The following is a 12,088-nucleotide window of genomic DNA, read 5'->3' as shown; positions in this document are numbered from 1 at the left end:
GAGAAAGACAATTTTCGGTCTTTCATACACTCACCCAATGGGTGAATGCAAAACATTCCGCAACACCTTGTTTTTACTCCGTGTTCTCTGTGCACTCCGTGGCCAATAAAGCTTTTTCTAGGTTTATCCCTCAAACCTGGCCAATTCATGAGCCTGATCAACACGCTCCCAGGTAAAGTCCGGCTCGGCCCGGCCAAAATGCCCATAGGCCGCGGTCTTGCGATAGATGGGCCGCCGCAGGTCGAGGCTGTCGATGATACCGCGAGGCGTCAGATCAAAGGTGCTGCGCACCATCGCTTCCAGCTTGCTGTCCGGCACAGTTCCGGTGCCATGGGTTTCTATCAGCAGGGAGACCGGCTCGGCCACCCCGATGGCGTACGCCAGCTGAACCAGGCAGCGTTTTGCATAGCCAGCCGCAACGAGGTTTTTGGCAATATACCTGGCCATATAAGCTGCCGAACGATCCACCTTGGTCGGATCCTTTCCTGAAAATGCGCCACCGCCATGCGGGCAGGAGCCGCCATAGGTATCGACGATGATCTTGCGGCCAGTGAGGCCCGTATCGCCATTGGGGCCGCCTATTTCGAATGGCCCGGCAGGATTGACCCACAACCTGAAACCTGGCGTGCGCAGCGCCATCGGCACCAATGGATCAATGATTTCGCGTGTAATTTCCTGCGTGACCCAGGCAGGGTCCAGGCCGCGTTCGATCTGCGTGGAAATAATCACGTTTTCGATGCCGGCCACACGATGCCCTTCGTATGCAACGGTGACCTGGCTTTTTGCATCGGGCCGCAGCCAGGGCAAAGCACCGGATTTACGCAGTTCGGCCTGGCGCTGCACCAGGCGATGCGCCAGCCAGACCGGGTAAGGCATCAGATCCGGCGTTTCATCACAGGCATAACCGAACATCAGCCCCTGGTCGCCAGCGCCAATATCGCCCCCTGCGAGCGTGATGCCTTTATGAATCTGGATGGACTGGTGATTGAAACGTACCTGTACTTCGCAAGTGTTCGGATCAATCCCGGTTTCGGCATCCCGGTAACCAATGTCACGTAATACCTGACGGGAAATTTCTTCGGCCCGGTTCCGAATCTCGTCAAACAGCGCCTTGCGGGCAGTTTTGAACTCGCCGGCAATCACTACCAGGTTATCGGCAACAAAAGTTTCGCAGGCCACCTTGGCTTCTGGCTCCTCGGCAAGGAAGGCATCCAGAATGGCGTCCGAAATCTGGTCGGCGATCTTGTCCGGATGCCCTTCTGCGACAGATTCAGAAGTAAACAGGTGACGTCTGGTATTCATGCTTCATTTCCTTTGAGTGATTCAATAATTTTGGTCGGCTTAACCCGGATTGTTATTGATCCGGCCAGCATTTATTTCAATTGTAGGTCGGGCTTTAGCCCGACAAATCGGACTGAAGTCCGACCTACGCCTAATGGATTATTCGGTTAGGGCAGCGCAAGACGCCACAGCGATGTCACCTCGGCTGCGCGTGCAGCGTGAAGCGGGTCGGTCTTGTCCGAGGCGCGGGGATGAACCGGCTTGACATCCATCCGCCCCGCGACTTTCAGCCCTGCTTGCTCAAAAGCGGCAAGCAACTCCTCTCTCGAACGCAGCCCCAGATGCTCGGCCAGATCAGAAAGTATCAGCCAGCCCTCGCCGCCCGGCTCCAGATGCGCGGCGAGACCAGTCAGGAAACCTCGCAGCATGCGGCTCTCCGGGTCGTAAATTGCATGTTCGATGGGCGAATTGGCCCGTGCCGGCAGCCACGGCGGATTACAGATGATGAGTGGCGCACGCCCTACCGGAAAAAGATCGGCCTGGATAACATCCACCCGGCCAATCAGCCCGAGCCGTTTGAGGTTCGCGCGCGCGCAGGCCAATGCGCGAGGATCCTGGTCAGTCGCTACAACGTGCTTTACCCCTCTCTTGGCCAGCACTGCCGCCAGCACCCCCGTTCCAGTACCAATATCGAAGGCCAGCTCCAGGGAAGGCAGCGGCGCCTCGGCCACCAGCCCCACGTACTCGCCCCGCACTGGCGAAAAAACTCCGTAGTGCGGGTGGATACGCTCACCGAGCGCCGGAATTTCAACCCCCTTCTTGCGCCACTCGTGGGCCCCAATCAAACCGAGCAGCTCCCGCAGCGAGACCAGCGAGGGAACCTCACCCGGACCATATGCCTCCATGCAGGCCTCCCGAACATCAGGCGCGCGCCGCAAGGGAATGCTGTAATTGCTCTCCAGCGGCAGCAATAGTTGCCCCAGGACCCGTGCACGCAGGGACTGGAACTGGCGATGAAAATGGAATGCCTCGGATGGCGAAACGGCCGGCTTGCGCGGTTTGCGATCGACACGGCGGGCCAGCGCCTGAAGCAACTGCCGCGCATTCTGGAAATCCCCCCGCCATAGCAGCGCGGTACCCTCGCAGGCAAAACGATATGCGGCATCCGCCGTCATTCGGTCATCCGCGGCCATTACCCGCTTGGGCGGAGGCGCCCCGCTCTCCGAACGCCACCGTGCCGAGCAGCTTTCGTCTGCCTCTGACCAGCAAATAACAGGATAATCACTCACGCAGGCATCACCTTTAGCTCTTCGCCCTGAATAAAAACAAGCATTACAACATAAATCGCCCCATAAATTCCCAAGAGATCGACCATCAGCCTGATCCGGAGCTTGATAGCCCGGATGGGGAAAGCCCGGGAAGAGACCGCGCCTTGACTTCAGTAATGATCCTGATTAGAATGCGCAACGCTTTGGGGGTATAGCTCAGCTGGGAGAGCGCTTGCATGGCATGCAAGAGGTCAGCGGTTCGATCCCGCTTACCTCCACCAAACATAGTTCCACCGCAGTCCAAAAAAGGCCGGAAACCTGAATCAGAAAACAGGTTTCCGGCCTTTTTTATGCCCGGAATGACGCTCTCCGGCAAATTCCGGGGCGATTCACACCTTAATGTTGTGCCGTTCAAATAGAGGTGGGAGTCATTATGAATAAGCCCAGGCTAAAAAAAGCCCCGGATGCCGGGGCTTTTCCCTGTTAAGAGAAAATCAAACCTTGCGATTCCTGCGCGCCAAGCCCGCAGCCAACAAACCAATACCGAGCAAGCCGAGCATTGCAGGTTCAGGCACCTGACCATACCGGCTATCATTATCCGTATCCTGATAGAAAATAAAGCTGGAGGCTGGCCCATTGGTGAAATCAACTGTAATCATATGCCACAAATCACCGACAGCCGCATTGGGAGAGATGGATACCTGATCCGAATAGGTTACCAGCGCATCAATCGATGAATCGGAAAACCATAAATCCACACCTTGCGCTGAACCATCCGTACCCCAACTGGGGTTGGTGCGGTCAAATACGGTATAGCCAGAATTACCGTTCAGAATCAACTGGGTGATCGAGCCCAGATTTCCGGCCGCCGCACTCATGGTGAAATTCCAAGGTGCAGAATAGGTGTCGCCGTCCAGTGAAAGCCCCCATCCCGTTCCACTCACACCTCCTGACAAGGCGCCTGTTGTTGCCCATGATAGAGTTTGAGTGACCCCGCTCGAGAAACTTGCGGTAACCGACATGCCGCTCATCTTGGCACCGGAGGTGGAATACCCGGTAAGCCCGGGAATGGCGCTGGTCGTGGCGGTATCCGTAGCGTAAGTCACCGCCGCCTGAACAGGCGTGGCAGTAATGGCAAGCACTGCAAAAAGGCTTAGAGCCATCCTGGAAAAGTTATTGCGTTTCATGATGCCCTCCAATTTTTGTTAAATGTTGTTTTGGATGGTGAAACAAAAGCACATTGCGTGCCAAAAATAACTAATCTTTTTTAAATCAGTTGCTTGCCAATTAAACCGGATACCTTGATCTCGATATCAGGCAGGGTCTGTAAAAAATATCGACAATATTTATGTGACAACAGATATAGCAGATCGCGCAAAAACCCCAAAAAATCTGATAATGCTGGCCTTGGCCGGGATTTTTCTATTTCCGCCGCGCCTCGATCACGCCCGCCACATCGCGAATCTGCATCAGGACTCTGTCCATCTGTTCATGATCCACAACCTGGGCGGAAAAGCTCATGCGCGCCTTATCGCCACGGCTCTGGGTATTCACGGCGGTGACATTGATTTTTTCACGCATCAGCAGGTCTGAAATATCCCGCAGCAAACCCTGGCGGTCATTGGCTTCCACTTCCATGTCGACTTCATAGCCGTTGCCTCTGCGGGTGCCCCAACTGGTGGGCAGCAGGCGTTCGCGTCTGGATTCCGGCAAATGCACGATGTTGCTGCAATCCTGGCGGTGAATTGCAACTCCCCTGCCTCTGGTGACAAAGCCAATAATCGGATCAGGCGGCACCGGCTTGCAACATTTGGCCATGGAGGTCATCAAGTCCCCCACCCCGACAACCAGCACACCGGATGTCGTCGGGGCAAGACTACGTACACTGACCTGCCACTCGTCTTCCTCGACCCTGGGTTTACCCTCGTCCAGAGCCAGCGCCATAATTTCCCGTGCCGTCACATCGCCCCGTCCAATCGCGGCGAAGAGTTCTTCCGCCTTGGCAAACTGCGCTTTCTGCGCCAGTTTTTCGAGATTGGGGAAGGCCGTGCCGAGCCGGTGAACCTCTTTTTCCAGTGCGGCGCGCCCTTCCTGAACATTAACTTCATGGTGCAGGCTATTGAACCATTGACGTATTTTTGCCCGCGAGCGGCTGCTCTGCGTGTACCCCTGGGTGGGACTCAACCAGTCCCGGCTGGGGCCGCCTTCCTTGGCGGTCAGAATTTCAACGCGCTGACCGTTCTGCAGCGTGTAGGTAAGCGGCACGATGCTGCCGTCAACTTTCGCTCCACGGCAGCGATGGCCGACATCGGTATGCACATGGTAGGCAAAATCGACCGGCGTTGCGCCTTGCCCCAGCGCGATGACGCGCCCTTGCGGCGTCAGTACGTAAACGGTGTCCTGGAACAGGCCGGTCTTGAATTGCTCGACCAGCTCATCGACGTTCTGAACGTCCTCCTTCCATTCCATGATCTGCCGCAGCCAGGCGATTTTTTCCTCGAAACGGGCATCCCCCTTGCCGCCCTCCTTGTAGCGCCAGTGCGCGGCAACACCCAGCTCGGCATGGTTGTGCATGTCATGGGTGCGAATCTGCACCTCGAGCGCCTTATCTTCCGGGCCGATCACGGCGGTGTGCAGGGAGCGGTAGTTATTACCCTTGGGGTGGGAAATGTAGTCGTCGAATTCGCTGGGAATGGGTTGCCACAGGCCGTGCACGACGCCAAGCGAGGTATAGCAGTCCTTGAGATCGTTCACCAGCACCCGCACCGCGCGCACGTCGTACACTTCGGAAAAATCCACTTTCTTGCGCTTCATTTTCTTGTAGATGCTGTAGATATGCTTGGGCCGCCCGGTCACTTCGGCCTCCACCCCGTTTCTTTTCAGCTCTGCCCGCAAGGCGGCCATGATGGTGTTGATGTATTGTTCGCGGTCGAGGCGGCGCTCATCCAGCAGCTTGGCAATTTTCTTGTAAAGCTCAGGTTCGAGGAAGCGGAATGAGAGGTCCTCCAGCTCCCACTTCACCTGCCACACCCCGAGCCGGTTTGCCAGCGGCGCATAGATATCCTGGATTTCCCGCGCGATCGTGCGCCGGATTTCCTCATCGGCGCCGGGCAGTTCGCGCATGGCCTGGGTGCGTTCCGCCAGCTTGATCAGCACGACCCGAATATCTTCCACCATCGCCAGCAGCATCTTGCGCAAGGATTCGATCTGCGCCTGCTGGTCCTTCTTGTCATCCTTGGATGCTTTGCCATGACCTGCCGTGGCGCCCAGTTCGCCGATCTGGCCCATGCGCACCACGCCGTCAACCAGCGCGGCAACGCCCGGGCCAAAATCCGCTTCAATCTGCTCTGCACGCTCAGGTTCTTCCGTGGCGGCCTGCAACACGGCCGCGACAATGCTCTCCACATCCATGTTCTGGGTCGCCAGGATGGATGCCGTTCCCAGGGCATGATCCAGCAGGGACGTGCCGGTCAACATCGTTCTTTCAGCATACAGGGTGGCGGCCAGATCCGCGGCCTGCCGGACCAATTCGATATCCGCCCCGGAAAAACGCGCCTCCATGGCCTGTAGCCAGTGCTGGAGGATATCGCCGTCAGGCCCGGAAAGATGTTTATTTGCCAGTGTTACCATTGTTTCATCACCTAATCTTTTAACTGCCAATAACGCTGCCGAAGCTGCCTCTGGCTCTGCAACGACATGCCCTCTGCCCCGAAACGCAAATCCAGCGCACCGCTCTCGTCGGTACGCCAAATTTTGATACCCCTTGCCTGATAACGTTCCAATATCTCATCCTTGGGATGGCCGAAACGATTGCGATACCCCACTGTAAAAATGGCTGTTGCTGGTTCCACCGCGTCGATGAATGCCTCCGTGGAAGAGGTCATGCTACCGTGGTGCGGGACGACCAGCACGTCTGCCTTCAACCTGTCCGGCATTCTTGCCAGCAAATCCTGCTCGGATACGCGCTCGATGTCGGCGGGCAACAGGGCGCTGCCGTAGGGAGAAGTGATTTTCAGCACGCAGCCGCGATCGTTGTCCTTGAATCCATCATATTGGTAGTCCTCCAGGGGCGGATGGAGCAGGGCAAATTCTACCCCATCCCATTCCCAGGATTGTCCGGTAAAACAGCGTGAACTATTCAGCGTACCGGCCAACACCGGGCTATCCGGCGGCAAGGAAGAAATCAGCCAGGATACCGGCTCAGCCTGCAGCACCGATGCAACGCCGCCTGAGTGGTCAATATCATCATGCGAAATCACCATGCCGTCGAGGCGGCGCACCCCGCTGCCGCGCAGGAAAGGCACGACAATGCGCGAGCCTGCATCCGATTCGGCGCCAAATCGCGGCCCGGCATCATAGAGCAGCGCATGATTCCGGGTGCGAGCCACCACGGCCAGCCCCTGTCCGGCATCCAGCACCGTCAGCCATAGCTCGCCCGGAGCAGGCCTGGGCGGCAGCACCATGAACATCGGCAGGAACCAGGCCACGCCCAGCCAGCGCGCTGGAAAGCCACGCGGCAACAGCAGCCACAACACCCCCAGCAAGGCCACCACCACTGTCCAGGCCGGCGGGCCATGCTGCTGCCAGACTGCCACCGGCAAGGCGCTCAGCCAGGTCAGGAAGATCATGCAGGCTTCCATGGCAAGATGTGCCGCGAACAATAGAAAATCCAGCGGCAAAAGGGTACCGAGCAGGGTCAGCGGCGTCACCACCAGACTGATGAGCGGAATCGCCACCGCATTGGCGAGAGGAGAAACAATGGAAATCTGCTGGAACATGGCCAGCAGCGCGGGCACCAGAGCCAGCGTAACGGCCCATTGCACCCTGCCCCATTCCGCCAGCCAGTGCAGGCGGCCAATGCGCCCCGCGCTCACTCCCATTATGGCGGCTACGGCACCAAAGGATAGCCAGAATCCGGGCGACAGCACGGCCCAGGGGTCGAGCAGCAGAACCACCAGCAGCGCGAGCGCAATGACGCCGAAGGCATTGCCGATGCGCCCCAGCCACAGCGCCACGGCAACCACGGAGAGCATGTAAAGCGTGCGCTGGGTAGGCACGCTGAAACCAGATAGCAGGGCATAAGCCAGAGCCGCCATCACGCCAGCCACCACGGCGGCCTTGCGCGCGGGAAGCCGGAGGGTCAGGGGGGCGCTGAGCCGCCACAGCCAATACGCCAGCGTGAAAAAGAAGCCCGAAATCATGGTCACATGCAGCCCGGAAATGGACATCAGGTGATTGACGCCGGTACGCTGGAAAATCTGCCACTGCGCCGGCGGAATCGCATTCTGCTCACCGATGGCCAGCGCCTTCAGCACGCCAGCGTACGGCCGGGTTTCCAGCACCAGCGACAGGCGCTTCAAGGCGGCCTCACGCGCTGCTTCGACCAGATAGCCGGGGCGATAAACCAACCCGGCCAGGCGCCGGTTCTCCGGCCCCGCACGCACGTAGCCGGTAGCGCGGATATTGCGCTCCAGCAGCCAGGCTTCATAATCGAACCCGTAGGGGTTGGCGTTGCCGCGCGGGCGTTTCAGGCGCACGGTCATCTCCCAGCGTTCGCCGGGATGAATGACTGGAACGGGATGAGCAGCTGGCCTGCCGAAGCCCCCGTCGAACCAGCTCAACTGGATATGAGCGGGAACCCGGGCGCCGGGCGTGATCACCTTCTCCACCTCGAACTCGAAGCGCAGGCCGCGCTCATTGCTGACAGGCAAGCTGGCAATCACCCCGCTGAGCCGGATATCCTGACCTTCCCAGTGCTCCGGCAAGGTATCCGCCAGGCGCATCTGGGCGAAAAAGGCGGCCCAGAAAAACCCGGCAGCCAGCCACGATGTCTTGATGAAGAGTTGCCTCAGCCCTCTGCGCTGCCAGGATGAAGCGCGGCGCAAACCGTATACCAGCAGGGGCAAGGGAAGCAGCAGCCAGGCCCAGAACAGGGGCGGCAGGGAGGATTGCTGTTGCAGCAGCCAGACACCGGCAGCAATAGCCAGAATGTTAAGCCGCATGGCTGCTTATGGAACCTTGTCAGCCTCTGGGCACAGCATTGCCGGCGGACTGAAAATTACTGCTCAAGCAATTTTCCATCGACCAGCCTCAAGGTGCGATCCATTCGTGCCGCCAATTCCATGTCGTGCGTCACGATCACGAAACTGGTGCTGAGTTCCTTGTTCAATTCCAGCATCAGATCGAACACCCCCTGAGCGGTATTGCGGTCCAGATTCCCGGTGGGCTCATCCGCCAGCACGCAAGCTGGGTGGGTTACCAGCGCACGAGCCACCGCGGCCCGTTGGCGCTCGCCACCGGAAAGCTCGCCAGGCGTGTGTTCAAGGCGGTGCCCCAGCCCAACCTTCTGCAGCATCGAAGTGGCGCGAGCATAAGCCTGCTGCCTGGGAATACGCCGGATCAGCAGCGGCATGGCCACATTTTCAAGGGCAGAGAATTCGGGCAGCAGGTGATGGAACTGATAGATGAAGCCGAGCGACTGGTTGCGTAAATGCCCGCGTTCGGCTTCATTCAAGCGCTGAACATCGTGGCCGAGAATTGCCAATTCGCCTGCGCTGGCATCATCGAGGCCGCCCAGCAGATGCAGCAATGTACTTTTGCCGGATCCGGATGCGCCGACAATCGCCACTCTTTCGCCCTCTGCAATATCGAGATCAATCCCAAGCAGGACCGGCACCTCGACTTTTCCCTGATGGAAAACCTTGCTCAGGCCGCGGCAGGACAGGACAAAGGGGTGAGGAGTGAGGGGTGAGGAGTGAGGGGTAAAACCCCCGTTCACCCCCGTTTGGCGAAGCTCTTTCATTCCCGGCTCATTATTCATACCTCAGCGCCTCCGCCGGGTTGGTTTTTGACGCGCGGTAGCTGGGGTAAAGCGTCGCAATCAAGGTCAGGACAAATGAAACCGAAGCCACATACATTACATCCTTAACATCAAGTGAGGACGGTAACTCGCTGATATAGTAAACATCCTTTGCAAGAAAGGCGACGCCAAAAAGGCGCTCGATCGCGGGCACAATCACATCGATGTTGAGCGCAAGCAGCACGCCGCCGCCTACCCCGATGAGCATGCCGATCACGCCGATCAGCGCCCCCTGCACGATGAATATTTTCATGATGCTGCCGGGCGATGCGCCCAGCGTGCGCAGGATGGCGATGTCCGCCTGCTTGTCGGTCACGGCCATCACCAGGGTGGAGACGATGTTGAATGCCGCCACGGCGACGATCAGCAGCAGAATGATGAACATCACGTTCTTCTCGATCTGGATGGCGCGGAAAAAATTGGCATGCTGGCGCGTCCAGTCGCTGATGTAAAAATCGCCCCGCATCAGGTCCATCAACTCGCGCGACACCTGGGGCGCGCTGTAAAGGTCTTTCAGCGCCAGCCGCACGCCCGAAACCCGTTCTCCCATGCGATACAGGCGGGCCGCATCATCGAGATGGATCAGCGCCAGCCCGTAGTCGTATTCATACATGCCAACTTCAAAGACGCCCCTGACGGTGAACTGCTTCAGGCGCGGCACCACGCCTGCCGGCGTCACCTGTCCCTGCGGCGCCATCACCACCACCTTGTCTCCCAGCCGCGCGCCGAGCGCACGCGCCAGTTCGGAGCCAAGCACGATGCCGAATTCGCCGGAACGCAAATCTTCCAGCCGCCCCTGCTTCATGTGGCTGGAAAACTGCGCCACCCCGCTTTCGAGATCAGGCAGGACTCCGCGTACGATCGCGCCCTGCACCGCTTGATCAAAAGTCAGCATGTTCTGCGCCATGATGTAGGGCGCTGCGGCCGCGACTTCGGGGTGACGCGCAGCTTCCTCCGCAACCTTGCGCCAGTCGCCCAGGCTATTGTCGCCGCCGGTAATCTGGATATGCGAGGCCACGCCCAGGATGCGGGCGCGCAACTCCTGCTGGAAACCGTTCATGACCGAAAGCACGACAATCAGCGCCGCCACGCCCAGCGCGATGCCAGCCATGGAAATCAGGGAAATGAAGGAGATGAAGTGATTGCGCCGCTTGGCACGCGTATAGCGCAATCCGATAAAGAGTTCGAAAGGGGACACGAATTAATCTATTTCAATCCAGAATGGGTGCCGGAACTATAGCAGATCGGGCGCTATCACGGCATGCAGCCGCGCCCGGATTTTACTTTCCGGCATGCGCTTGTCAAAATGCAGGAAGAAGCGCTTAATCCAATCAGCATAAGCCTGCCCTCAAGAAAATTCGAGGGATGCACTGGAAATAAATATCACGTTGATATAAATGAAATATTCACGAAAACAAATATTTTAGCCATCCTATTTGTTGCATCAAATAGGATGGCTATTTCACGTTGGGCGTCATCAGTCAATTTTTTGAGGAGGAAATATGAACTTTCTAATTTACTTGTTTTGGCTCATTGTCAGCATTGCCGCTGCGGTATTGGTAGACAAATTTATGTCTCCGTCGCAAGTGATATACACAATCGCCATATACCTTGTGTTTATTGTTTTATTCGGGGTGCAGAAGAAAACCTATGTCAAAACATCTAAATTTAAACTTCTAAAGTGGGATATTTATAGCAAATTCGAGTTAATCGAGCAGAGCCATATTCTTGGCATTCCGCTTGGAAGCGGAACTGTTCTTGAGGTGCAGAAAGAGCTGCTATCTGATAAAGAAGTGAGTGAGTTCGTTACAGGGAAATTGGTTCCTTTGGCATTTCATTTATTCGCGCCTAAATTGGGGTTGGCTGCCAGACTTGCCCTAAAGAAAAAATAGCCCAACCCGGCAGTCGAGAGGGACTGCGCAAAAGCGCGCAGCCCCTCACTTTCACGTTAGGCGAATACAACCATGCCCCTCTACTCACAACTAGACCAGCCTACGAAGGAAGTACTGAACGCGCATATCAATCGGCGTTGGGGTCAGCTATATGAGTTGGAAAAAGAGTGGGGGGAAAGAGCGCTCAAATACCTTTTTCTTACAAACTCTGGCGGTGCTATTGCGACATTGAGTTTTCTGGGAGCAGCAAAGGAACTCACCGGCGTTGGGACAAAGATTGCTCTCTTCTTGTTTGTTCTGGGCATTGTGTTCGCCGGAATATCAACCGCCAAGACCTTTCATCACATGTCTGGTCTGCTCAAGAAATACAAACAAGGCGCTGAAGATTTTTACGCTGACAAAATCACGTGGGTAGCCTTATCTGATGCAGACAAAGAGCGTGCAGTTGCGGGCTGGTTAGATTACATGATTCCGTACCTATCTTTTTTCTGTTTCATTATGGGTAGTGGTGCTGGTGCGTATGCGCTATTCGCCTAACTCATCCATCAATACGGACTGGCTTACAGCGGGCTTCACCCGCCTCCAGCCAGCCGGTTATGTCCAACGTTAGGCGGCAATCATGGCAAGAAGTCTTGCATTTGCGAAATTTAAAATCTCACTTGAAGGGGTGTAAGAATTTTTGTGTAAACGGTCATTTGGCAGGAAACTGCCGTCCTGGAGAAAGGAGCTGTAATGACCGTAAGCAACGAACTGCTGGACAGCCTACTGGCTGATTACAAGAAACCCGA

Annotated in this window: 9 protein-coding genes and 1 tRNA gene; 3 read left to right on the top strand and 7 right to left on the bottom strand. The window is 56.9% G+C overall.

The features are described from left to right. Positions 1-123: 123 nt before the first annotated feature. On the bottom strand, positions 124-1,302 hold the full coding sequence (gene metK, locus WC392_07585; GenBank protein ID MFA5242221.1) for a methionine adenosyltransferase: 1,179 nt from the start codon (positions 1,300-1,302) through the stop codon (positions 124-126). A gap of 146 nt (positions 1,303-1,448) precedes the next feature. Next, the gene (locus WC392_07580; protein MFA5242220.1) at positions 1,449-2,570 is read right to left on the bottom strand and encodes a class I SAM-dependent methyltransferase; all 1,122 of its coding nucleotides are present in this window, start codon (positions 2,568-2,570) and stop codon (positions 1,449-1,451) included. 184 nt (positions 2,571-2,754) lie between these two features. Here WC392_07580 and WC392_07575 point away from each other — a divergent pair. Next, a tRNA-Ala gene (locus tag WC392_07575) sits at positions 2,755-2,830 on the top strand. Between the two features lie 213 nt (positions 2,831-3,043). Here WC392_07575 and WC392_07570 read toward each other — a convergent pair. From WC392_07570 to WC392_07550, 5 genes are all read right to left on the bottom strand, one after another. Beyond that, on the bottom strand, positions 3,044-3,736 hold the full coding sequence (locus tag WC392_07570; GenBank protein ID MFA5242219.1) for a PEP-CTERM sorting domain-containing protein: 693 nt from the start codon (positions 3,734-3,736) through the stop codon (positions 3,044-3,046). A 235-nt stretch (positions 3,737-3,971) separates the two neighbouring features. Beyond that, complete coding sequence (locus WC392_07565) at positions 3,972-6,179, bottom strand: bifunctional (p)ppGpp synthetase/guanosine-3',5'-bis(diphosphate) 3'-pyrophosphohydrolase (protein MFA5242218.1); 2,208 nt, start codon at positions 6,177-6,179, stop codon at positions 3,972-3,974. A gap of 11 nt (positions 6,180-6,190) precedes the next feature. Further along, entirely contained in the window at positions 6,191-8,551 is a 2,361-nt protein-coding gene (locus tag WC392_07560; protein MFA5242217.1) for a DNA internalization-related competence protein ComEC/Rec2, read from the bottom strand. Positions 8,552-8,607: 56 nt separating this feature from the next. Further along, the gene (gene lolD / locus WC392_07555) at positions 8,608-9,351 is read right to left on the bottom strand and encodes a lipoprotein-releasing ABC transporter ATP-binding protein LolD (protein ID MFA5242216.1); all 744 of its coding nucleotides are present in this window, start codon (positions 9,349-9,351) and stop codon (positions 8,608-8,610) included. A 10-nt stretch (positions 9,352-9,361) separates the two neighbouring features. Beyond that, positions 9,362-10,606 carry a lipoprotein-releasing ABC transporter permease subunit gene (locus WC392_07550; protein MFA5242215.1) on the bottom strand — a complete coding sequence of 415 codons (1,245 nt, stop codon included), beginning with the start codon at positions 10,604-10,606 and terminating at the stop codon, positions 9,362-9,364. Positions 10,607-10,910: 304 nt separating this feature from the next. Here WC392_07550 and WC392_07545 point away from each other — a divergent pair, with 304 nt between their 5' ends. Both WC392_07545 and WC392_07540 read left to right on the top strand, forming a co-directional pair. After that, a complete protein-coding gene (locus tag WC392_07545) occupies positions 10,911-11,300 on the top strand; it encodes a hypothetical protein (protein ID MFA5242214.1) in 390 nt (129 codons plus the stop codon). A 72-nt stretch (positions 11,301-11,372) separates the two neighbouring features. Then, positions 11,373-11,837: a hypothetical protein gene (locus WC392_07540; protein ID MFA5242213.1), complete on the top strand. Its 465-nt coding sequence runs from the start codon at positions 11,373-11,375 to the stop codon at positions 11,835-11,837. The last annotated feature ends 251 nt before the right edge of the window (positions 11,838-12,088 follow it).

This window comes from Sulfuricella sp. (assembly GCA_041651995.1).
GTDB lineage: Bacteria > Pseudomonadota > Gammaproteobacteria > Burkholderiales > Sulfuricellaceae > Sulfurimicrobium.
Note: the sequence above shows the minus strand (reverse complement) of the source record. Positions and strands in the feature narration are given on the sequence as shown.